We start from the raw sequence: 22,919 nt of genomic DNA, 5'->3' as shown, positions 1-22,919 counted from the left end.
TTCGAATAAATGATGTTTAATCAGCTGTCCTTCGGTATTCGTTCAAGCCGCTGATTTCACAACCTCTCCACTAAACGGTGTACTAAAGCTCTTTTAAGGTTGTTTTCCGATATAGGCAAGTATGCCTCCGTCCACATACAAGACATGGCCGTTAACGAAATCAGATGCGCTAGAAGCCAAGAAGACAGATGGTCCAGCCAAATCGATTGGCTCGCCCCAGCGTGCTGCTGGCGTACGTCCAACGATAAATTGATCGAATGGATGACGTTCACCGTTTTCTTGTGTTTCGCGTAATGGAGCAGTTTGCGGTGTAGCAATATAACCTGGTCCAATTCCATTACATTGGATATTGTATTGACCGTATTCAGAAGCGATGTTTTTCGTCAGCATTTTTAATCCGCCTTTTGCCGCAGCATAAGCACTGACCGTTTCGCGTCCTAATTCACTCATCATGGAGCAGATATTGATGATTTTACCGCCGCCTTTTTCGATCATATCCGGAATAACTGCTTTTGAAACGATGAATGGGGCATTTAAATCCACGTCGATTACTTGGCGGAAGTCTGCCGCATCCATTTCGATCATCGGTGTCCGTTTGATGATCCCTGCATTGTTGACTAGAATATCAACTGAACCTACATCTTCTTTGATCTGTTGAACCATCGCTTGAACCGCTTCTTCATCGGTCACATCGCAGACATAACCTTTTGCATCGATGCCTGCTTCTTTATAATGCGCTATACCTTCATCAACTGATTCTTGATTCAAGTTATTAAATACGATTTTTGCTCCTGCTGTAGCTAAAGAGCGTGCAATCTCAAATCCAATACCATAGACAGCACCGGTGACTAATGCTACTTTTCCATCTAAACGAAACATATCCATACTAAATTCCATCATTTTCTCTCCCTTATGCTTATTTTAATTGATCCATTTGCACCATATCCATGTCTGTATAGGTGATATTTTCTCCGCACATTGCCCAGATGAATGAGTAATTGCTTGTACCTACACCTGAATGGATCGACCAGCTTGGCGAAATAATGGCTTGTTCATTGTCTACGACTAAATGTTTTGTTTCATCTGGTTTGCCCATCATATGGAACACACGTGTATCTTCATTGGCATAATCAAAATAGACATAAGCTTCCATACGACGTTCATGTGTATGACAAGGCATCGTATTCCAAGCACTTCCTGGTTCTAAAATCGTATAACCCATTTGTAAATGACAGCTATCGCTGAAGCTTCTACTGCTGTAAATATCCCCGTCAAGATACCACCGATAATGATGACAATCAATAGAAGGCTAGGAATCGCCTCTTTTATTATTTTTCCAGCATGAGCCATCTGTCCTTTTTCGACAACAGGGTATTTATTCTTTTTAGCAACGATGAATGCTACTAGCATGATTCCTAGCGCCCACAAAGCGCCTACGAGATAACCTCCCATAAACAAAGCAGAGATCGAAGCACCACCAGCAACAAGTGAATACATGATAAAAGCAGTACTTGGAGGAATGACCATACCTGTCGGAGCTGACGCGATATTGACCGCTGTCGCAAACTTCCGGTCATATCCTTCTTCCACTTGCTGAGGGATCAACACTCCACCAATCGCGGTAGAAGCGGCAATGGCCGAGCTAGAGATGGAACCAAATAAAGCATTCCCTAACACATTCGTATGAGCCAAAGCCCCCGGCACGCGCCCGACGAACAACATCGCAAAATCCACTAGTTTCTTAGCTATCCCTCCATTATTCATGATAATGCCCGAGAGAACGAAAAACGGAATAGCGATCAGCGAAAAACTATTGATACTTCCCACCATTTTTTGAGCTGAACTAAAAGCAGAAACATCAAACGGTATAACTAACAATAAAGTCATCATCGATGAGAATGCAATACTTATAGCAATCGGCATCCCTAATACAAGCAACACAACAAATACAAAAAATAACACTAATCCGGCTTCTATTGCCATTTTATTCCTCCATTTTTATATTTTTTCTTGAATTGCTGGCTTGTTGCTTAATGTATCGATTAGATTGATCAGGCTATAGATAATGATGAGTACCCCCGATACAGGTACTGACAGATAAACATATCCCATAGGAATACTTAAAGAAGGCGAGATCTGCCCCATTGTCAATGTGACAGCATTCCATCCGCCATACACCATGATCATCGCAGCAAATACCAGAAATAAACTTTGAACAACAACTTCTAAAATTTTACTTTTTTTGCCAGTTAATTTTTCACTTAAAACCGTTACGGCTAAATGTGCTTTTTGTCCCACAACATACGCGGAAGACAACATGGCAAACCAGACAAGACCGAATCGAACAAGCTCTTCCGTGACCGTATTTGGATTTCCTAAAACCGTTCTGGAAAATACTTGCCATAAAACAACAGCGACCATCCCAACAAGCAAAACAGCTCCCAGGATCTCTAATACCTTGTTTAAAATCATTTTCATCACAGCTACGCTCCTTGCTCTTGGATCTTTTGATAAAGGTCTTTGTAGGTAGGATCGTTTTTGAATATATCATGAAGTGGGGCAACTGCCTCTCGAAACGGTGTATTATCTACATCATTGAATTGGACTCCATGTTCTTCTTGTGCTAAAGCTTTTTCTTCTTCAATTGCTTTTGCAAAAGCTTCAATTTCAAAAACCGTTGATTCTTTCGCTGCTTCTTCAATGGCTTTTTCCTGTTCATCAGTTAGCTGTTCTTTGATGGCATCATTCATGATGATGATATCTGGCACACGTGTATGCTCATCATAGGAATAGTATTTAGCTACCCCGCCATGTCCAGCTGTATACAAGACAAATTCATTGTTTTCTGATCCGTTGATCAAATTGGATTGAAGAGACGTGTACACTTCATCACTTCCCATAGGTACGGGCGAACCGCCTAAAAGCTCTACCATTTTGATAGCGGTTTCGCTTTGCATCACACGGATCTTCTTTCCCTTCAAATCTTCCGGCGTATGGATCGGACCGTCTACCATATAAAAGCTGCGCTGACCAGAATCATAATAGGTCAATCCGGTAAATCCTAAATTTTTGGTCGATTGGTAGATTGGCTCCATTATTTCTTCATTATCCATCACCTTAAAGAAATGTTCTTCATCATTGAATAGATAAGGAACGGAAAAAATCGAATAATCTTTAGAGAAACTTTCCAACGCTGAGGCACTTACTTTTGTGAAATCTACTGCTCCTGACTGTGTCAATTCGATCAGTTCACGTTCTCCACCCAGTTGTCCATCTGGGAAATACTGGATCTGTACGGAACCATCTGTTTTTTCTTTTACTAAACGCCCAAATTCATTCATTGCATCAATTACTGGCTGGCTGTTGCTTGCATAAGCAAAGCGCAAGGTAACTATCTCATTTACGTCTGCATCTGCGACAGTTGCCACACTAGAATTATTTCCGCAGCCGCTTAGACCTAGCAGACCTAGGCTAAGCGAACTTGCTGCAAACAGCAGTGATGTTTTTTTCATATGGGTTTCCTTTCTTTTAACAATAAGAGACGAGCAATTCTGTCAAACAAAGCACCGTTAACGACTGTCCATAAGGCATTGCTGTGATTCCGATATTCCGATAAAAATCTAAACTGTCCCCCATTCCTGTCCCGATTGAAACGTTTTGAACTTCTCCTTTTTCATCGATTTGTTCAAGCAATCCTTGGATAGCACGATAAGCGACTTCTTTATATTCTTGTGGTAAATAACGTTTATGGACCGCTTTCAAAATACCGTAAGCAAATCCTGCAGTTGCAGAAGATTCTACGTAAGAAGAAGGATCATCCAACAACGTATGCCATAAACCGCTTTCAGACTGATAAGTTTTTAATGCACGCACTTGTGCTTCAAGTGTTTCGATCAATAATTTGCGCAATGCATCTTCTTTCGATAATTCTAAGATTTCAATGATCTCTGGAATAGCAATCGTCAACCAGCAGTTTCCACGAGCCCAAAATGCTTCGGCATAGTTATGATTTCCTTCAAACGTCCAGCCGTGATACCACAATCCTGTTCGTTTATCCATCAAGTATTTGATATGGATCATAAACTGGTAACGAGCTTCTTCTAAATATTCTGGGCGATTCAACAGTTTCCCGATTTTTGCCAAAGGAAGCACTGTCATCATCAATGTATCGTCCCACAACTGATTCTTATTTTCCGGTCCATATGTGGCATGCTGTAACCCGTCTTCATTTGTCCGAGGCATGTCATTCATGACCCATTCTGCCCATTGTTCTAAATAAGGCAAATAGCGTGAATCTTTCGTGTCTTCATACAAGTAAGCCATAGTCAATAGCGGTGCCATTGTATTGACGTTTTTGGGCGGAGCGCCTTCTTCCATACGATCCTCAAACCATTCATTGACCACTTGATAAGCGCGAGGATTTTTTGTCATCTGGTAATTTTTATAAATACCATATAGACCGACACCTTGTGGCCAATTCCACACTGTCCAGCTCTTGTCATCTACTTTCAGTCCATCAAAGCCCAACAAAAATTCACCATTATCGTCTTTGATCGTTGTCAGGTTTTCAACGAGCAGGTCAATTTTTTCTTTCACTAATTCTTTAGGTACAAAAATCTCTTCTTTAATAATCATCTTTACGCCACCTTTTTAAACGCTTTCATTTTATATCCTTAATATATCAGTAATACCGTCCACTATAAATATCGCTTTTTGAACAAAAACTGTCTAAAATTGACCTAAATGTTAAATAACAAAAGTAACTTTCAGTTACTTGGAAATTAAAAAAAGAACTTGGAGAAACAACGTTTTCCAAGTTCTTTTTCATCTATTTTCTTATCTTTTTTCTACGCTTTCTTTTGCTTATCCGTTGTAAGCATCAATGATGATCTGTTTCAATTCAGAGATCAATGGTTCTTTCGGATTAGCTGTCGTACATTGGTCTTCGTAAGCTAATTCAGCCATACGGTCTACGGTTGTATCTAGTGTTTCTTGTGTGACTCCTTGAGCTTTTAGACTCATGTTGATGCCGACAGATTTTCCTAATTCATAAACAGCCGTTGCTAAAGCTTCGACTAATTCCTCTGTTGTTTCGCCTTTCAGACCTAAGAATTTTGCAATATCTGCGTAATCTGTATCTGCACGAAAATAGTCATATTTAGGGAACATCGCATGTTTTTGTGGATCTTTTGCATTATAGCGGATAATATGCGGTAAAAGAATCGCATTTGTCCGTCCATGAGGGATCCCGTATTCCCCGCCGATTTTATGTGCGACTGAGTGACAAATACCTAGGAATGCGTTAGCAAACGCCATACCAGCCATTGTAGAAGCGTTGTGCATTTTTTCACGTGATTCCATATCAGGTGTTTTTACTGATTTTTCTAAATAGTCAAAGACTAACTTGATTGCTTGTAGGCTCAATCCACGTGTATAATCTGAAGCCATGACTGAAACATAGGATTCGATTGCATGTGTTAACACATCCATCCCGGTATCTGCTGTGACAGATGCTGGAACTGACATGACGAATTGAGGATCGACGATTGCGACATCTGGCGTCAATGCATAATCTGCTAACGGATATTTCACATGTGTTTCACTGTCAGTGATGACCGCAAATGGCGTTACTTCAGAACCAGTCCCTGATGTTGTCGGGATACATATGAATTGTGTTTTTTCTGGTTTGTCGATCTTATATGTCCGTTTACGGATATCCAAGAATTTTTGTTTTGCACCAAAGAAAGATGTGTCTGGGTGTTCATAGAACATCCACATTCCCTTAGCTGCGTCCATTGCAGAACCACCTCCAAGAGCGATTACTGTATCTGGCTTGAAGTCTGCCATCAGTTTCGTTCCTGCGTATACGGTATTTGTCGATGGGTTCGGTTCAACATCTGAGAAGACTTCGATCTTCACATCATTTTTACGTCGTGCCAATACTTCACGAACTGTATCGCAGTAACCGAATTGGACCATACCAGGGTCACAAACGATCATGACACGTTCAACGTTTTCCATTTTCTCTAAGTACAATAGAGAGTTCTTTTCAAAGAAGATTTTTGGCGGTAATTTGAACCATTGCATGTTATTTCTCCGTTTCGCTACAGTTTTGACATTGATTAAGTTTACAGCAGAGACGTTACGAGAAACAGAGTTCTTACCATAAGAACCGCATCCCAAAGTCAATGACGGAATCATTTCGTTATAGATATCACCGATGCCGCCTTCTGCAGATGGTGTATTCACTAAAATACGACAAGCTTTCATTCGAAGACCGAATTTGACATGCAACTCTTCGTTTTCTGAATGGATAACTGCTGTATGTCCTAATCCTCCAAGATTCAACATACCTTCACACAAATCAAACGCATGGTCCGTGTTGTTAGCTTTGATCATGGCAAGAACTGGAGAAAGTTTTTCTCTTGATAGCGGATAATCTGGGCCTACGCCTTCCAATTCAGCAATCAGCATTTTCGTTCCTTTTGGTACACTGATTCCTGCCAATTTTGCGATTTCCATCGCAGAATGTCCAACGATTGATGGATTGACCGCATATTTTCCTTCGTTCATCACTGCATCTTCTAATTTTTGCAATTCATCTGGTTTTACGATATAAACTTGGTGTGCTTGGAATTCTGCTTTTACTGCTGCATAGATTTCTTTATCCACGATCACAGCTTGTTCAGAAGCACAAATCATTCCATTATCAAATGTTTTCGAAACGATCAAATCGTTCACTGCACGTTTAATTTTTGCTGTTTTTTCAATATAAGCTGGTACGTTACCTGGACCTACACCTAAAGCTGGTTTTCCTGTAGAGTAAGCAGACTTGACCATTCCAGCTCCACCTGTCGCTAAGACGATCGCGATACCTGGATGGTTCATTAGCATAGAAGTCGCTTCGATCGAAGGATGTTCGATCCATTGGATACAATTTTCAGGAGCTCCGGCAGCGATAGCAGCATCACGTACTACTCGTGCTGCTTCTGCAGAAGATTTTTGGGCACTTGGATGGAAAGCAAAAACGATCGGATTTCTTGTTTTCAACGCGATCATTGATTTGAAAATCGTTGTGGAAGTCGGATTCGTTGTTGGAGTTACTCCGCAAACCACACCGACTGGTTCAGCAATTTCAATCAATCCTTTTTGGACATCTTCATTGATCACACCAACTGTTTTATCATGTTTGATATTATGCCAAATATATTCGGACGCATACATATTTTTGATTGCTTTATCTTCGTAAACACCGCGGCCTGTTTCCTCTACAGCCATCTTCGCTAATGGCATATGTTGATCTAAAGCTGCCATTGCCATTTCATGCACGATATGGTCCACTTTTTCTTGATCAAAGCTTTCCATTTCTTTCAATGCTGCATTTGCTTTTTCTGCCAAATCATCAATCATTGCTTGTACGTCAATTGTCTTCGTTTTTTCTTTTTCCATTACTTTAGCCATCATTATCCTCCTAATGGGTCATGGTTATTTGTTAAATCATTCACATGTATATCATACAATATTTGTTTTTCTATGTAAACACTTTTTTGTGATTTTTTTCACAGTTATTTTTAAATATAAAATTGCTTTATTTACAGGTGTTTGTATAGAAAAATATATAAAGTTATTTATTATTATTTATATGACACACCCGATTATTCAATATTGAGCAATATATCCTATACTCTTATCTCTTTCTTTTTTGAATAAAAAATGAGGTAGGACATCTTTCTGCCCTACCTCGTCTTTAAATAAGCTTTGATACTTATTTTTCTTTCTTCTCTTCTGTCTCTTCCAGCGTTTCTGTTGTTTCAGTTTTTACTTCAACTGTCTCAGCTGGTTCTTCTGTTGTTTCAACAGTAGTCGTTGCATCATTTGTTACGACAGTCCCTGGTTTGACCGTTTTGATTGCTGCACGATCGTACTCAAGGAAGATCCCTTCGCAGTCTAAAACAACTGTCCGTTTGTCATTGTCGATTTCTGAAACAACTCCATGTAATCCGCCGATAGTTACGACTGAATCACCTGGTTTCATGCTATCCAACAAGTTTTGACGTTCTTGCTGTTGTTTTTTTTGCGAACGTGACATAAAAAACCACATTGCTAATAGCGCGATAAACATCACAAGCATTGGTAATGTTCCCATTTTTTTCACCTCACTAATTCTGTATCTACAAAAAACACTTTAGCAGAAAAATGCTGCTAACACTAGTTTTTTACTTAATTTTTAAAAGATTTTCCTTTAGAAGCTTTTTGCGTTTTCTTTATTAAACCCGTATTCTTCAAAAAAGGCTTCTCTAAATTCAAGCAAATTATCATCCATGATTGCTTGACGTACTTGTTTCATTAGATTCAACAAGAAGTATAAATTGTGGTAAGAAGTCAAACGAATCCCAAATGTTTCATCACATTTGATCAAATGGCGGATATAGGCACGTGTATAGTTTTTACATGTATAACAATCACATTTCTCATCAATTGGACGGAAATCATGGGCATATTTCGCATTTTTCACTACTAGACGGCCTTGAGAAGTCATACATGTGCCATTTCGAGCGATTCGAGTAGGCAAGACACAGTCAAACATGTCTACTCCACGGATAACACCATCGATCAATGAATCAGCAGCACCGACACCCATCAAGTAACGTGGTTTGTTTTCGGGGATCAACGGTGTAGTGAATTCTAATACACGATTCATTTCTGATTTAGGTTCCCCGACAGATAACCCGCCGATTGAGTAACCAGGGAAATCCATCCCGACTAGATCTTTCGCGCTTTGACGACGAAGATCTTCAAATCCTGCTCCTTGGATGATTCCAAATAATCCTTGACGGTCTGGGTTAGCATGAGCTTTCAATCCTCGTTCTGCCCATCGAGACGTACGTTCTACTGATTTTTTCACGTAGTCGTAACTTTCATCGAATGGTGGACATTCGTCAAAACTCATCATGATATCAGAGCCCAATTTATTTTGGATGTTGATTGCTTTTTCTGGTGATAAAAACATACGCGAACCGTTCAAGTGATTTTTGAAATGCACGCCTTCTTCTTCGATATTCCGCATATCACTTAATGAAAAAACTTGAAAGCCGCCTGAATCTGTTAAAATCGGTTGATCCCAGTTCATAAATTTATGCAGTCCGCCAGCTTCTTCTACTAAGTCTTCACCAGGGCGTAGCCATAAATGATATGTATTACTTAAAATAACGCCAGCACCCATTTCTTTCAACTCTTCTGGGGACATTGTTTTTACTGTAGCTAATGTTCCTACTGGCATGAACATTGGTGTGGGGAAAGTTCCGTGTGGCGTGATCAATTCCCCTAAACGCGCGCCAGTATGTTTTTCTTTCTTGATTAAACGATAGCGAATGGCAGGTTGCGTCATTCATTTCCCTACTTTCTATATAAAATATCTTGACAACTCCCACCATCATAATCGTTTCAAGTGCTTTTTGCAAGTTCCCTCGGCTTCCTTCTATTTTATTTAATATTCTTTTTTTTATCCTTTTTTTATGAATAACAAAAAAAGAAAAACATTATGACAGAAATATTTTTTGATACATGGTATATTGGTGTTATTAAAGAAAAGGAGGGAAAAATCATGCAATCTTCTGCAGAATTAAAACGCCAAGCAAAAGAGAGTCTAAAAGGACGTTGGGGACAAGCTGTTTTACTAAATCTAATCCCTACATTGATTGGTATTGCTGCTATTCTTCTTATTATGATTCCTATTATCTTATTTGCCACCACCATATATGATGGATCAGCGAGCGTCTCAGATGCGACAACTTCAGGAGGCGGTAGTTCAGGAGGCGGTGGCGGAATTATTTCCAGCATCATTAGCGCTTTGTTCATGAGCGGTATTTCTTGGACTTATCTTGATATTTTACGTGGACAAAAAGATCAGATCGAACCATTCAAAGATGCATTTCGTGGATTCAAAGGTTTGTTTATCGGCGGAGTGATCGGCTTAGCTGTGCTGATCTCGATCTTTACAACATTATGGGGTTTGCTATTAGTTATTCCTGGAATCATTAAAAGCTATTCTTATTCTCAAAGCTATTTTATCTACTACGATATCGTCCAAGAAACAGGACAAACACCTAAAGTACTGGATACGATCACTGCAAGTCGAAAATTGATGGATGGTTATAAAGGACAACTTTTCTGGTTAGATCTTTCATTTATCGGCTGGCATATCTTAGCATTAGCAACTGCTGGTATTGGTTATCTATGGCTCAGCCCATACATTTCTGCAACAAAAGCAGCATTTTATGAACAATTGCCAAAAGATATTTAAAAGAGAGTGTGACTTGTGACCGAGGGGTTGGCAGGAGAACACCGTTTATCGAGAGGCAGTAAAAGAAACATTCAGCCCATTAGCAAAAAGGAGGTGTGACAACATTCATGTCACACCTCCTTTTTGTATAGTTCCAGTAAAAAGAAAATCAACTTAGAAACAGTTAATCATTCCTCTTCTTCTGCTTCCGGTAATCGATGGAACTTGATCAGTTCATTCACCGCGATTGGTACGATAGACAAAATCCCTACCAAGAACCAGTGATTCAAACTGATGTGTACTAGGCCGAATAGTTCTTGCGTAAACGGCAGCAAAGCAACAGCCGTTGTAATAGCTAATGCCAGTAACGCCATTTCTACCAAAGCTTTATTGGTTGCTAAATTGACTTTGAAGATCGATTGGCTGCTGCGTACATTGAACACATGCAAAATCGATGAATAAGCTAAGATCAAGAATGCAACAGTTTGACCGACATGCTGACTTGCATCTACCCATGGGCTAATAGTATCGACATAACTACCTAAATAGTAACCAAACAGCGTTACGATGGTGAAGACTCCTGCGTTTATGGCGATTTTTTGCAACAAGCCTCGAGCAAAGATCCCTTCGTTTTTCGGAATAGGAGGCTGATCCATGATGCCGTGTTCTGCTGGTTCTCTTCCCAAAGCAAATCCTGGAAGACCATCGGCAACTACATTGACAAACAGTAGTTGCACAGCTGTGAATGGCGCTCCCCAGCCTAACAGCATCGCAATCAAAACAATAAAGATCTCCGAAATATTACAGCTTAGCAAAAAGTTGATAGCTTTACGAATATTCTGATAAACCGAACGTCCTTGACTGACAGCGTCTACGATCGTCGCAAAGTTGTCATCCGTCAAAATCATATCTGCGGCACTTTGCGCCACATCTGTCCCTGTGATCCCCATGGCACACCCAACGTTACTTGCTTTCAACGCTGGTGCATCATTCACACCATCCCCAGTCATCGCTACGACTGCACCCGTACGTTGCCAAGATTTGACGATCCGGATCTTGTCTTCTGGCGTTACCCGAGCATAGACAGAGAGAGCTTTGACACGCGCATCTAATTCTTCATCTGATAATTGATGCAGTTCTGATCCTGAGAGTGCTTCTGACGGATCATTCAAGATACCTAATTCTTTCGCTATGGCACTGGCAGTTACCACATGATCTCCAGTGATCATGACTGTTTTGATGCCAGCCTTTTTCGCTCGCTTGATTGCTCCTTTACTTTCTGGACGTGGTGGATCGATCATTCCGATCAGACCAATCAAACGTAAGTCTTTTTCCAGTGCTTCAGAAGAAATATCTTGCGGTTCTTCGTCATAAGTAACATAACCAACAGCAATCACTCTCAGTGCCCGTTTACCAAAGCGATCATTGACGATAGCTGCTTGTTCTACATCGCCTGAACTAAAGCGCGGAGCCAGAACATCGAATGCTCCTTTGGTGATTGAGATGTATTTTTCGCCCATTTGGTGAACTGTTGTCATCATTTTTCGTTCAGAATCAAAAGGAAGCTCGTTTACTCGTGGATATTTTTCTTCTAATTCTGCTTTTGTATGATAATTCTCTTCAACAGCCCTAACGATGGCTACTTCTGTTGGATTACCTTTGATAACAAGGTCGTCATCTTCTTGCTCGACCGTCACATCTGTACATAGTGCAGCCATTTTCAATATTTCCATCGCGCTGTTCGTCATTGAGTCTTCGATATTCGTTACTTCATCTTCTTTGCTCCATACCCGGCGGACGCGCATTTCATTTTGTGTCAGCGTTCCTGTTTTGTCTGAGCAGATAACATTAGCGGTTCCTAGCGTTTCAACTGCTGGCAACTGTCGGATGATCGCATGTTTCCTCGCCATCTTCTGCACACCGTATGCAAGTGTCAACGTAACAATAACAGTCAAGGTTTCCGGTACAGCTGCAACAGCCAAGGAAATCGAAGTCATGAACATCTCAAGGAGTGGTTCTCCTTGCAGTTCACCAATCACAAATACTAAAGCCGCAGCCGCTAAAGCGATCATACTGATTCGTTTGCCTAGCTGATTCAATCGGACCTGTAAAGGTGTTTTTTGCATAGTATTTTCGTTCAAAAGATCCGCGATCTTACCCATTTCTGTAGCCATACCAATGGCAGTGACGATCGCTTTCCCACGACCTGCAGCAACCGTACATCCTTTAAATACCATATTAAGTTGGTCACCTAATGACTCATCTTCTTCAGCAATAAATGCTGCATCTTTTTCAACTGCTTCACTTTCTCCAGTCAACGCCGATTCTTCTACACGTAATTGTGATGCTTCGATCAAACGGGCATCGGCAGAAATAGCATCACCGGACTCTAAAACAAGAATATCACCCACTACCAGTTGCTCTGACTCAACAGTGGTCACTTTGCCGTCTCGTATGACAGTTGCCGTTTGTTTATTCATATCTTGCAAGGATTCCAGTGCTTTTTCTGCGTTTCCTTCTTGGACAATCGCCAATACCGAGTTGATCACAACGATAGCGATGATCAGCAGTCCTTCAAATAAATCCCCATGTTCTGTAGCAAATGCGGTATAAAAGGAAATCACCGCTGCTACAAGAAGGATGATCGTTGTAAAATCGGACAAGCTTCGAAAGAATTTTTTGATCATCGATTCTTTCGGCGCCTCATCGAATTTATTCAATCCCTGCTTTTTTCGCCGTTCATCCACTTCTTGTGAAGACAACCCAGTATCTGGATCTGCTTCTGTTACCTTCTTTACTTCTTCTATTGTCTGCTTGTATTCTTCCATCCTATTCCTCCTTTAAAATCTTCGTACAAAAAAAGGTACTTCTTTTACTATAACATCCTTTTTTTATTTACTTCAAATAAAGGGCTTATCGATTATTTGTTAAGAAAGCGTAAAATTTAAAGTGCTTATATTTGCAAACGCTACCAAAGAATGCTATTATATAGATGTAAGGAAGGAGGATACCATCAAATAGACAGAAGAATTTCTCGATAGAACAGTGTAAGCAAATAAAGTTGTTAGAAGTACAGGTTTCACCCAGACATGCGTGTAGAGTACAAACCTATAAATAGTGAATGCGTATGGATGTTTGGATCACGAAGTATCCGAAACAAGAAGTAATGCGATACGTAACAATTGAATAACGTAAACGTCTGAAAATTGAATAGGAACAAGAGATGTTTCAAATGTTGAAGATGTAACGAAAACAAAATTTTTGTTTAACATGAAGAAATTCAACACCGTGCTTTGCATGTATGATGGAAAGTTACAATCATTTCTGTTTATTTGAATCCTTCCGAGGTACAAGAAAGCCGAGCTTATCGAGAGCTCGGCTTTTTCTTTGTCATAAAATCTTTGTAAAGCTTTTTTGTTATTCAAAACTAGCGGCTTTTCATAACCTTATTTCACGAACATCGCATCTCCAAAACTAAAGAAACGATAGCGCTCTTCAATCGCATGCTGGTAAGCAGATAAAGTCAATTCTCTTCCTGCAAAGGCACTAACTAACATGACTAAAGTCGATTTTGGCAAATGGAAATTAGTTGAGAAAGCTTCTACCACTTTGAATTCATAGCCAGGCGTAATGAAAATATCAGTCCATCCGCTGTCTGCTTTGATTTCTCCATTAAATTTCGTTCCAATCGTTTCTAATGTTCGAATTGAAGTTGTTCCGACAGCCACGATTTTCCCGCCATTTTTACGTACTTGGTTCAATCGCTCAGCTGCTTCTTCCGTCAAACGGTAGAATTCACTATGCATATGGTGTTCTTCAATTTTATCTACGCTGACAGGTCGGAATGTACCTAACCCTACATGTAGTGTCAGATAGACTAATTCAACACCCTTTGCTTCGATCTCATCAAGTAATTCTTTCGTAAAATGCAATCCAGCTGTTGGCGCTGCAGCAGAACCATTTTCTTTCGCATAGACAGTTTGATAGCGATCTGGGTCTTCCAGACGTTCTTTGATATATGGAGGCAATGGCATTTCTCCCAATGATTCAAGAATCTCTAGAAAAATTCCTTCATACTCAAAGTCAATGATCCGTCCGCCGTGTTCCAATTCTTCTTTCACTACCGCTTGCAATCTGCCATCACCAAAAGAGATTCTTGTCCCAACTTTGGCACGTTTCGCAGGTTTTATCAATGTCTCCCACGTATCTCCTTGTGTATTCGTTAGAAGAAGGACTTCTAAATGCGCACCAGTATCTGGTTTTTCTCCATATAAACGAGCAGGCAGAACTCGTGTATTATTCATAACTAGCGCATCACCAGGCTGTAACTCTTCAATGATTTCATGGAAATGTTTATCTTCCATCTCTCCAGTTTTCCGATCCAAAACAAGTAAACGAGAATGATCGCGGTCTTTTAATGGTGTTTGTGCGATCAACTCTTCCGGCAAGTCAAAATCAAAATCTTCTGTTGTTAACATATCGTCACTCACTTTCTATCATGTGCTTCATCATTCTATCATGTTTTTCATTCTGTTGGCAAAATCAGCACTTTTTCACTTCTATTTTTTGTTTTCCTAAATAAAAAAACTACCCTATTTGTATTTTTTCATTGTTTTAGGCATACTAGTAATAGATAGTTCTTCATTGAAAATAGAAAAAGAGGTGGCACCATGATTGAATTTCAAAATGTGTCAAAAATTTATAAAGGTGGAAAAGTCGCTGTAGAGGACGTCAATCTTTCATTTGAAAAGGGTGAGTTCATTTGTTTTATCGGTACGAGCGGAAGCGGAAAAACGACGACGATGCGGATGATCAACCGAATGACTGATCCAACACAAGGGAAAATTTTGATTGATGGAAAATCCATCCAAGAAATTGATCCAGTGGAATTGCGACGTCAGATCGGCTATGTTATCCAAAGTATTGGATTGATGCCTCACATGACGATCCGTGAAAATATCACTCTTGTCCAAAAATTGTTGAAAGTCAGTCAAGAAGAACGGAATAAAACAGCTGAAAAAATGATTGATCTTGTGGAATTGCCCCGTGAGATGTTAGATCGCTACCCACATGAATTATCTGGTGGGCAGCAGCAGCGTATTGGAGTCGTTCGTGCCCTTGCAGCGAATCAAGATATCATCTTGATGGACGAGCCATTCGGTGCGCTTGATCCCATCACTCGTGATTCTTTGCAAGACCTTGTCAAAGATTTACAAGAGCGCTTGGGAAAAACGATCGTATTTGTAACCCATGACATGGATGAAGCGATTAAGCTAGCAAGCCGTATCGCCATCATGAGTGAAGGCCGTGTGATCCAATTTGATACACCAGAAAATATCTTACGTCATCCTGCAAACGATTTCGTAGAAGAGTTGATTGGAGAAGATCGCCTACTACAAGCCAAGCCAAATGCGACAAGAGTCGGAGAAGTTATGCTAAATACAGCAATCACGATTACACCGGAAAAATCATTACAAGAAGCAATCAAACTGATGAGGGAAAAACGTGTAGATACGTTGTTAGTTACCGATAATTCGAATGTATTAAAAGGATTTATCGATGTAGAAACGTTGAATAAAAAGCGAGGAAAAGTATCCAGTGTCGGCGACATATTAAATAAACATGTTTTTTACGTAAAAGAATCCGCCTATCTTCGTGATACCTTGCAACGCATTTTAAAACGCGGACTGAAATACGTGCCGGTCGTTGATGAACAGAACAAAGTCGTAGGTATCCTGACTCGTGCATCATTAGTGGATATCGTCTACGATGTGATTTGGGGAGAAGATCCCGCAACTACTGATGTTGCAGAGTCAGCTACTCCTGAAGAATCTAAGGAGGTCTGACCTATGCAGCAGTTTTTTCATCAGCACGGTTCAGAAATTCTCTCAAAAGGTTTTGAACATCTTTATATTTCGGGACTTGCTTTGATCATTGGTATCATCATTGCTGTACCGCTTGGTGTCTTACTGACACGTTTTCCAAAAGCTGCCACGATTGTGATTGGCTTAACCAGTGCCTTGCAGACAATCCCTTCTCTTGCTTTATTGGCATTGATGATCCCGCTATTTGGCGTAGGTAAATTACCTGCGATTATCGCACTCTTTATTTATTCATTATTGCCGATTTTACGTAATACGTACATTGGGATGAAAAATGTCGATTGGAATTATCGGGATGTGGCAAAAGGCATGGGGATGACTGAGTTCCAATCCATTTTTTCCGTTGAATTGCCCATTGCTATGCCAACGATCATGGCTGGTATTCGTTTAGCTGCCGTTTACGTGATTGCATGGGCTACACTTGCCTCTTATATCGGCGCTGGTGGTTTAGGCGATTTGATTTTTAGTGGACTGAATAATTACCAACCAGATCTCATTTTGGCAGGTACGATCCCTGTAACGATTTTAGCACTATTGGCTGATTGGCTTCTAGGTCTCTTGGAACACCGGCTGACACCGATCGCACTTAGAGAGGAGAATGAAGAATGAAACGTATACTAAAAATGACCATGGTTCTTTTCTCTCTTCTTATACTTGCGAGTTGTTCTTTCCCTGGTCTTGCCAGCAATACAGATGAAGACACCATTTCGATCACAGGTGGAATCACTTCAGAAGCACAGATCTTAGCAAGCCTAGTTGCCGGAATGGTTGAACATTATACAGATAAAAATACCGCAATCATCAACAATCTGGCTACCACAACTATCAACCATCAAGCGATGATGAACGGAGATGCTTCAATTTCAGCGGCTCGCTACACAGGAACAGATTTAACGACTACATTGAACCTTCCTCCTGAAAAAGATCCGAAAAAAGCGTTTGCTACCGTGAAAGATGAATTTGAGAAAAGATACGATCAAACGTGGTTCCCGTCCTATGGTTTTGAAAATACGTATGTCTTTCTTGTTCGAAAAGACACCGCACAAAAATACCATTTATCTAAAGTCAGCGATCTGAAAAATGTAGCGGATGAATTAGTAGCTGGTGTAGATACTTCTTGGATCAATCGTAAAGGAGACGGTTATGACGGCTTCCAAGAAACTTATGGCTTCTCCTTCAATTCGATATTACCTATGCAGATTGGACTTGTTTATGACGCAGTCGAAGCAGGAAAAATGGATATTGTTCTTGGCTACTCTACGGATGGACGGATCGCCAGTTATGATCTAGTCATGTTGGAAGATGATCGTCAATTCTTCCCACCATATGATGCTGCTCCAGTTGTAAACAACAAAATATTAGCTGATACGCCTCATTTAAAAGAAGCCTTAAATAAGTTAGGTCATACCATCAGTACGGAAAAAATGCAGGAATTGAACTACGAAGCAGATAATAATCTAGTGGAACCATCAGTAGTAGCACAACGTTTCTTACAAGAAAACCACTATTTTGAAGGGAAGTGAAGCAATTGGATAAAATGAATGTCTTTCAACAATTTTTCTATTATTTCCAGGAAAATGGCTCCTATATCTTTGCACAATTTATCCGTCACTTCCTGATTTCTATCTATGGTGTCCTCTTTGCAGCAGTTGTCGGGATTCCGGTTGGGATCATGATTTCTAGGAGACGTAAATTAGCAAACTGGGTGATTCGTTTGGCGAATATCATCCAGACGATCCCTTCTCTAGCCATGATCTCCATTTTAATCATTGGATTAGGCCTGGGAGTCAATGTCGTGATTGTTACTGTATTTTTGTATTCCCTCTTACCGATCATCAAGAATACGTATACCGGGATGATCCAAGTAGACAAAAACATCCTTGATGTCGGCAAAGGCATGGGGATGACTGCTAGACAACGACTATTCATGGTAGAGTTACCACTCTCTGTTTCTGTTATCATGGCAGGCATAAGAAACGCGTTAGTTGTTGCCATCGGGATAACCGCGATCGGTGCATTCGTCGGTGCTGGTGGTCTTGGAGATATCATTATCCGAGGAACCAATGCAACAGATGGCACATCGATTATTTTAGCAGGTGCATTGCCAACTGCATTAATGGCGATTATCACGGACTGGCTTTTAGGTATTTTGGAAAGACGGCTAGATCCAGCCAGCCGTACATCACGCTGATGTTATTGTAAAAAACAAAAGCTTCTGCGACCATTTGTTGGTCGCAAAGGCTTTTTTAGTTCTGTCATTTTTTAAGGCAATAATCCACTCTGATTCTTCCCTCCTTATGGGCAAAGAGTTGCTTTTCTTAGCTATTTATCCATTCCGTATACTCCAACTTCATACTGCCAACGGGTTCATCTCTGCATCCACCGACTAAGTTTTTTTCTTATCCGCTAAGGCATTTTGCCAATCCATTTTCCCATCACTCGTCATGGAATTCATACCACATGATCTCTAAATACTCGTCTGCTTGTTCTTTGAATTGGGCATCAATTCTTACATCCTTTGGCGTGGCTTTCATTTAAGCCTTTTCCATCAGTCCTCGATTGTTCGATGCCTTCAGCTACATCATCAAAACTGGTGACTGCCGTATCGGTAACTTCGATCATCTTTTATACAATCGGGAACTTGCCATCCTCATCCTTGGCTAAAAACATATCTAGCCATTCCAGCTTCTCGCCATGGGAGGTTTGCGGTTCCTAAAACCGGTACACGATTCTTATGGACTGCATCCGTCGCAACTAGACTTGGCGGTACGATGATCCTTCACCAGAAGAGCACCCCCGTAAACCAATTGATCGATATATTGCCAATAAGAAAAGACATTGGCGTAAAAGATATCGATCCCTCGTGATGCATTGCCGTTGATACTGCTATTCATGGCCGAAAGCGCCACGACTTTGACTTCTTCCGTTTGAGTGACATTCATGTTCGGCAATGTCGCTTTGGATACCCGCTCTGCTAAAGAAACGACACTGGTATTGTATTTCGTATCTGTATCTTTTCCAAAAGACCATGCCAACGAATCCTCTGGGAACCAATAAGACGACTCCGGTTGATTGTCCATTGCTTTTTTCAACATACTTTTGGCTGTTTCTCGATAAACGACATTTCCAATTGTCTTCGCCTCACTTTGGCGATAATCGATGGTCGTTGCCACTGCCAACACTAACAACGATGCTCCAATTTTACTGATTTTCCTTGTCACACTTCTTCCTCCTTGTTTTACATAAACCCGTCAACATTCCATTCCTAAACTCAAACAATGACCCTTCAAAGGTGGAGATATAGGAACAAATTAAAGAAATCATGCAATAAATCCAAGAAGGTTGGTTTTAGAACAAAAAAAGAGTCTCCTTTTTGGGGAGACTCTTTGTTAACTATCTAAAAAGGTTGGCTCTTCTCACTTCACTCATAATGTGTCCAGGCAGAATAAATTTCCACAACTTTATTTTCCTCATCAACTTTGTAAACCACTCGGTGCTGTCTATTCAGCCTGCGTGAGTATCTGCCTTCATGTGTAGGTCTCAGCTTTTCAAAAGACTGCGTGGGCATATATGGATCTTCCTTCAATGTCTGAATCACTTCTTCAAATTGTTTCTTTAAATTCGATTGCTTGATTTTTCTTAAATCCACTTTCGCAGAGTTTTTGATTGCGACTGTATAGTTACTCATCAAAGAGCTTCCCAATCAATATTATCGATATTCGTAAAGCCACTGTCGTCTTTTTCGCGGTCTCGTACTTTATCTAAAGTACCTGTTTGCTCAAGAAAAAGGGTTTCTTGAATCGCTCTCCAGTCTTCTAGCCCAATCAATACAGCATTGTTTCCACTACGATCACTAATAATCTCGATTTCAGTATGATTTTCATTTACCTCTTTCAATAACTGATAAAAATTTTTACGAGCTGTGCTAGGATTCATCGTTGTATTAGCCATTGTCTCTCCTCCTTTTTCTGATATAATTATAACGTACTTGATTAAGTACGTCAAAAAATACAATAAAGCACTTAAATTCAGCAAACTTTTCCTCTTTTTTACATAGAGAAAAAGACCCCTTTTTAGGGAGGATCTTTGTCCACGCTCACTTCTTACTCCTTTACGACTAGCGGTAGCCAAACGTAAAGTAATTGGTAACAACGTATCATCTTTAGCAAAGGTCAAATCCAAAGCCTGTGAGTCTATGCAACAACACCAATACACGAAGGTTCCTCGTTGCAGTGTGACTTGATTGATATCTTGAATAACCTGAGGATACGCACGAAAGATTTGTAACGGTTATTCAAAACTGATTTTGGCCGTCAAGTCTTCTACTGCCTCAAAAATGATTGCCTCTTTCGTCTCCTGTCATTCATGTTCACTATCGATTTGATACTTGCTTAGACCGTTGGGTTTGTGAATCACCAATTAAAAATGGCACTGAGTTATGGTAACAAAAAATGGTCACTTGACGAGGCTGAGATTTCTACTTATGAAGACACATGGCACTTAAGAGTCGAGGTAAAGGAAGAAGCTGAAAATATAGGAGGCTGTACATTATTTGGCAAAGGATTCGGAAATTATGATCAAGACATCAAAATCAAAATGTTTTACAGCTAAATAGGAAGAATAATAACATTTCATACGCTGTTCCCATCTTTAATGGCTTATAGAGGGCACCTTTAGCTGAGAATAAGACAAAACAGACCCTCTAGCTTCAATTAAGAGCTAGAGGGTCTGTTTTTGATTTTAAAACTTGGTTTATTTCTTCAAATGGTAGCTATAGGTGCTGACAACGATATTTTCACGCCAAGACAATCGCAATCTTAACCGCAAACTTGTTTGGTTATGGAGAATATTCTGCCAGCGTCTGTTTGGTACAAATTGAGGAATCAACACAGTAGTTGTATAGTTTTGTTTCGCTGCATTTTTACTTACGATATCTACATAACGGATAATTGGATTTTCAATCGAGCGATAAGAAGAGTGGACGATTGAAAAACGGACATCTGGGAAATGCTTTTTAAATTCTGCTTCGATTTCTTTTTCTTTTTCGACATCTTCGTCTAGCGAAACATGCATCGCAACGACATAATCACCGATCGAACGTGCGTAATTCAACGCACCGATATTTACCCGTGTCACATTCCCGACTAATACAAGAACGGTATTCCCGTCATAATCATGTAGTTTTGCATCATTTTCTAAACGAAGCTGTTCTGCTACTTTTTTATAATGATCATGGATCTTATAAAAAATGAACATAACGATTGGCATAATGATGAAGAAAGGCCAAATGTCCCCTAACCGATAGACAAACAAAATCGCAATGATTGCATATGAGATGAACGCACCTGTAATATTGGCAATCGATTTGCTTAACCATCTTTTTCCTTCTTTTTTCCATTTGACGACCATCCCTGTTTGAGATAAAGCAAATGGAATGAACACGCCGATAGAGTATAACGGAATCAAGCGTTCTGTTGAGCCATGGAAAATAAACAGCAATACGATCGAACCTAGCGCTAGTGTGATAATCCCATTGGAATAGCCTAGTCGATCCCCACGATCTTGATACATGTGAGGCATGAATTTATCTTTTGCCAGATTGTATGCAAGAACTGGAAAAGCAGAAAAACCGGTGTTAGCAGCAACTGCTAAAATCAGCGCTGTAGCAAATTGAAGGACGTAATACAAAATACCATGTCCAAAGACAGCTTTACCAATTTGAGACAAAACAGTGACTTCTTTTTCAGGAACGATCCCATACCAATAGTTGATAAATGTGATCCCCACGAAGAAGAAACCTAAGATCAATGCCATCATCGTCAATGTAGCAGCGGCATTTTTTGCTCTTGGCTTCTTAAAGAATGGTACAGCATTACTAATCGCCTCCACCCCAGTTAAAGAGGAAGAACCAGAAGAAAATGCTCGTAAAATCAAAGCGATAGAAACACCCGGCACAGCCGCTCCTGGAAGTGCAGTAGCTTGCAATGGCACAGCACCTGTCACGATATTATATAAACCAACAACGATCAGTAACGAGATCACAAGGATAAATGTGTACACCGGAAATAATAGGAACGATGCAGATTCCCTCAGCCCACGAAGATTCAGCATCATCAGTAGCAAAACGATTGTCACAGAAATAGCGACTTGATGACCGTAGAGTGCTGGCACCGCTGATGTGATCGCTTCAGCACCTGCTGAGACAGATACTGCTACTGTCAACATGTAGTCGATCAATAAAGAGCCACCGGAAATCAAGCCAGCATTCTTTCCAAGATTCTCACTGCTGACGACATATGCTCCCCCGCCATGAGGATAAGCATGGATGATTTGACGATATGATAGCGTTAATGAAATCAATAAAATAATAACAAAAGCGGCAATGGGTAGCGAATACCAGATGGCTGCAGCAGACAAAGCGACTAAAACGACAACGATTTGTTCCGTACCATATGCAATAGATGATAACGCATCAGACGACAATAATGCCAAAGCAGCAAATCGGGTTAATTTGTGCTCATCATTTTCAGCAGATTTTAAAGGCTTACCTACTAACAACCTTTTTAAGTAATCCAATTTCTAAACTCCTTTACACACAATTTTACTTCAAGTTTTATAGTCGAAAATTTATAGTAAACAAGATGTTATAGTACGCTCACTGACCTTAAAAGTCAATAAACTTTAAGAAAATAATTGGAAAAAAACAGAAAAATATCAAGCGCTTTTTCAAACGCTTTAATACAGCAAAAATCTAA

The 22,919-nt window shown here is 40.1% G+C and carries 19 protein-coding genes and 3 pseudogenes; 6 read left to right on the top strand and 16 right to left on the bottom strand.

Features of this window, described 5'->3' with window-relative positions:
* Positions 1–93 precede the first annotated feature (93 nt).
* The 9 genes and pseudogenes from IGJ87_RS01025 to tgt all read right to left on the bottom strand — a co-directional run bounded on the left by IGJ87_RS01025 (position 94) and on the right by tgt (position 9,388).
* The gene (locus tag IGJ87_RS01025) at positions 94–897 is read right to left on the bottom strand and encodes a gluconate 5-dehydrogenase (protein ID WP_002294167.1); all 804 of its coding nucleotides are present in this window, start codon (positions 895–897) and stop codon (positions 94–96) included.
* 19 nt (positions 898–916) lie between these two features.
* Positions 917–1,237: pseudogene (locus IGJ87_RS01020) on the bottom strand (5-deoxy-glucuronate isomerase); the annotation flags it as partial.
* Positions 1,213–1,983: pseudogene (locus IGJ87_RS01015) on the bottom strand (TRAP transporter large permease subunit); the annotation flags it as partial. The pseudogenes IGJ87_RS01020 and IGJ87_RS01015, both read right to left, overlap by 25 nt.
* A gap of 15 nt (positions 1,984–1,998) precedes the next feature.
* Positions 1,999–2,478: a TRAP transporter small permease gene (locus tag IGJ87_RS01010; protein WP_002288258.1), complete on the bottom strand. Its 480-nt coding sequence runs from the start codon at positions 2,476–2,478 to the stop codon at positions 1,999–2,001.
* A 5-nt stretch (positions 2,479–2,483) separates the two neighbouring features.
* Entirely contained in the window at positions 2,484–3,512 is a 1,029-nt protein-coding gene (locus tag IGJ87_RS01005; RefSeq protein WP_002294179.1) for a TRAP transporter substrate-binding protein, read from the bottom strand.
* A 16-nt stretch (positions 3,513–3,528) separates the two neighbouring features.
* Positions 3,529–4,635 carry a glycoside hydrolase family 88/105 protein gene (locus IGJ87_RS01000; protein WP_002319473.1) on the bottom strand — a complete coding sequence of 369 codons (1,107 nt, stop codon included), beginning with the start codon at positions 4,633–4,635 and terminating at the stop codon, positions 3,529–3,531.
* Positions 4,636–4,863: 228 nt separating this feature from the next.
* A complete protein-coding gene (gene adhE / locus IGJ87_RS00995; RefSeq protein ID WP_104770854.1) occupies positions 4,864–7,461 on the bottom strand; it encodes a bifunctional acetaldehyde-CoA/alcohol dehydrogenase in 2,598 nt (865 codons plus the stop codon).
* 304 nt (positions 7,462–7,765) lie between these two features.
* Complete coding sequence (gene yajC / locus IGJ87_RS00990) at positions 7,766–8,146, bottom strand: preprotein translocase subunit YajC (protein ID WP_002300794.1); 381 nt, start codon at positions 8,144–8,146, stop codon at positions 7,766–7,768.
* A 96-nt stretch (positions 8,147–8,242) separates the two neighbouring features.
* The gene (tgt, locus tag IGJ87_RS00985) at positions 8,243–9,388 is read right to left on the bottom strand and encodes a tRNA guanosine(34) transglycosylase Tgt (protein WP_002294183.1); all 1,146 of its coding nucleotides are present in this window, start codon (positions 9,386–9,388) and stop codon (positions 8,243–8,245) included.
* A gap of 216 nt (positions 9,389–9,604) precedes the next feature.
* Between tgt and IGJ87_RS00980 the strand changes: the two genes are divergently transcribed.
* The gene (locus tag IGJ87_RS00980; RefSeq protein WP_002294185.1) at positions 9,605–10,303 is read left to right on the top strand and encodes a DUF975 family protein; all 699 of its coding nucleotides are present in this window, start codon (positions 9,605–9,607) and stop codon (positions 10,301–10,303) included.
* A 167-nt stretch (positions 10,304–10,470) separates the two neighbouring features.
* Here the strand turns inward: IGJ87_RS00980 and IGJ87_RS00975 are convergent, their stop codons facing one another.
* Positions 10,471–13,110, bottom strand: coding sequence for a cation-translocating P-type ATPase (locus IGJ87_RS00975; protein WP_002319472.1), 2,640 nt, complete (start codon positions 13,108–13,110; stop codon positions 10,471–10,473).
* 618 nt (positions 13,111–13,728) lie between these two features.
* Entirely contained in the window at positions 13,729–14,760 is a 1,032-nt protein-coding gene (gene queA, locus IGJ87_RS00970) for a tRNA preQ1(34) S-adenosylmethionine ribosyltransferase-isomerase QueA (RefSeq protein WP_002296565.1), read from the bottom strand.
* 192 nt (positions 14,761–14,952) lie between these two features.
* Here queA and IGJ87_RS00965 point away from each other — a divergent pair, with 192 nt between their 5' ends.
* From IGJ87_RS00965 to IGJ87_RS00950, 4 genes are read left to right on the top strand one after another with little or no spacing between them, the layout of a single operon-like run.
* Positions 14,953–16,128: a betaine/proline/choline family ABC transporter ATP-binding protein gene (locus IGJ87_RS00965; protein WP_002294192.1), complete on the top strand. Its 1,176-nt coding sequence runs from the start codon at positions 14,953–14,955 to the stop codon at positions 16,126–16,128.
* A 3-nt stretch (positions 16,129–16,131) separates the two neighbouring features.
* Positions 16,132–16,773: an ABC transporter permease gene (locus tag IGJ87_RS00960; protein ID WP_002293405.1), complete on the top strand. Its 642-nt coding sequence runs from the start codon at positions 16,132–16,134 to the stop codon at positions 16,771–16,773.
* The gene (locus IGJ87_RS00955; protein WP_002301114.1) at positions 16,770–17,687 is read left to right on the top strand and encodes an osmoprotectant ABC transporter substrate-binding protein; all 918 of its coding nucleotides are present in this window, start codon (positions 16,770–16,772) and stop codon (positions 17,685–17,687) included. Before IGJ87_RS00960 ends, IGJ87_RS00955 begins: the two co-directional genes overlap by 4 nt.
* Positions 17,684–18,355: an ABC transporter permease gene (locus IGJ87_RS00950; RefSeq protein WP_002319469.1), complete on the top strand. Its 672-nt coding sequence runs from the start codon at positions 17,684–17,686 to the stop codon at positions 18,353–18,355. Before IGJ87_RS00955 ends, IGJ87_RS00950 begins: the two co-directional genes overlap by 4 nt.
* Positions 18,356–18,814: 459 nt before the next feature.
* On the opposite strand, the gene IGJ87_RS00945 is transcribed toward IGJ87_RS00950, so the two are convergent.
* The 4 genes from IGJ87_RS00945 to IGJ87_RS00930 form a co-directional block, all read right to left on the bottom strand.
* On the bottom strand, positions 18,815–18,937 hold the full coding sequence (locus tag IGJ87_RS00945; protein WP_323133616.1) for a hypothetical protein: 123 nt from the start codon (positions 18,935–18,937) through the stop codon (positions 18,815–18,817).
* On the bottom strand, positions 18,897–19,385 hold the full coding sequence (locus tag IGJ87_RS00940; RefSeq protein ID WP_002301120.1) for a mannosyl-glycoprotein endo-beta-N-acetylglucosamidase: 489 nt from the start codon (positions 19,383–19,385) through the stop codon (positions 18,897–18,899). The genes IGJ87_RS00945 and IGJ87_RS00940 overlap by 41 nt, the downstream gene beginning before the upstream one ends.
* Positions 19,386–19,585: 200 nt before the next feature.
* Positions 19,586–19,852 carry a Txe/YoeB family addiction module toxin gene (locus IGJ87_RS00935; protein WP_002294198.1) on the bottom strand — a complete coding sequence of 89 codons (267 nt, stop codon included), beginning with the start codon at positions 19,850–19,852 and terminating at the stop codon, positions 19,586–19,588.
* Entirely contained in the window at positions 19,852–20,115 is a 264-nt protein-coding gene (locus IGJ87_RS00930; protein WP_002317080.1) for a type II toxin-antitoxin system Phd/YefM family antitoxin, read from the bottom strand. Before IGJ87_RS00930 ends, IGJ87_RS00935 begins: the two co-directional genes overlap by 1 nt.
* Positions 20,116–20,634: 519 nt before the next feature.
* Between IGJ87_RS00930 and IGJ87_RS00925 the strand changes: the two are divergent.
* Positions 20,635–20,775 (top strand): annotated as a pseudogene (locus IGJ87_RS00925) (transcriptional regulator); the annotation flags it as partial.
* Between the two features lie 141 nt (positions 20,776–20,916).
* Here IGJ87_RS00925 and IGJ87_RS00920 read toward each other — a convergent pair.
* Positions 20,917–22,740: an APC family permease gene (locus IGJ87_RS00920; protein WP_002294202.1), complete on the bottom strand. Its 1,824-nt coding sequence runs from the start codon at positions 22,738–22,740 to the stop codon at positions 20,917–20,919.
* Between the last annotated feature and the right edge of the window lie 179 nt (positions 22,741–22,919).

This window comes from Enterococcus sp. DIV1411a (genome assembly GCF_050531945.1).
Lineage (GTDB): Bacteria > Bacillota > Bacilli > Lactobacillales > Enterococcaceae > Enterococcus_B > Enterococcus_B faecium.
Note: the sequence above shows the minus strand (reverse complement) of the source record. Positions and strands in the feature narration are given on the sequence as shown.

Bases quoted from the DNA above. Each gene is read 5' to 3' on its own strand.
- IGJ87_RS01025 (WP_002294167.1), bottom strand. From the start codon at position 897: ATGGAATTTAGTATGGATATGTTTCGTTTAGATGGAAAAGTAGCATTA.
- IGJ87_RS01010 (WP_002288258.1), bottom strand. From the start codon at position 2,478: ATGAAAATGATTTTAAACAAGGTATTAGAGATCCTGGGAGCTGTTTTG.
- IGJ87_RS01005 (WP_002294179.1), bottom strand. From the start codon at position 3,512: ATGAAAAAAACATCACTGCTGTTTGCAGCAAGTTCGCTTAGCCTAGGT.
- IGJ87_RS01000 (WP_002319473.1), bottom strand. From the start codon at position 4,635: ATGATTATTAAAGAAGAGATTTTTGTACCTAAAGAATTAGTGAAAGAA.
- adhE (WP_104770854.1), bottom strand. From the start codon at position 7,461: ATGGCTAAAGTAATGGAAAAAGAAAAAACGAAGACAATTGACGTACAA.
- yajC (WP_002300794.1), bottom strand. From the start codon at position 8,146: ATGGGAACATTACCAATGCTTGTGATGTTTATCGCGCTATTAGCAATG.
- tgt (WP_002294183.1), bottom strand. From the start codon at position 9,388: ATGACGCAACCTGCCATTCGCTATCGTTTAATCAAGAAAGAAAAACAT.
- IGJ87_RS00980 (WP_002294185.1), top strand. From the start codon at position 9,605: ATGCAATCTTCTGCAGAATTAAAACGCCAAGCAAAAGAGAGTCTAAAA.
- IGJ87_RS00975 (WP_002319472.1), bottom strand. From the start codon at position 13,110: ATGGAAGAATACAAGCAGACAATAGAAGAAGTAAAGAAGGTAACAGAA.
- queA (WP_002296565.1), bottom strand. From the start codon at position 14,760: ATGTTAACAACAGAAGATTTTGATTTTGACTTGCCGGAAGAGTTGATC.
- IGJ87_RS00965 (WP_002294192.1), top strand. From the start codon at position 14,953: ATGATTGAATTTCAAAATGTGTCAAAAATTTATAAAGGTGGAAAAGTC.
- IGJ87_RS00960 (WP_002293405.1), top strand. From the start codon at position 16,132: ATGCAGCAGTTTTTTCATCAGCACGGTTCAGAAATTCTCTCAAAAGGT.
- IGJ87_RS00955 (WP_002301114.1), top strand. From the start codon at position 16,770: ATGAAACGTATACTAAAAATGACCATGGTTCTTTTCTCTCTTCTTATA.
- IGJ87_RS00935 (WP_002294198.1), bottom strand. From the start codon at position 19,852: ATGAGTAACTATACAGTCGCAATCAAAAACTCTGCGAAAGTGGATTTA.
- IGJ87_RS00930 (WP_002317080.1), bottom strand. From the start codon at position 20,115: ATGGCTAATACAACGATGAATCCTAGCACAGCTCGTAAAAATTTTTAT.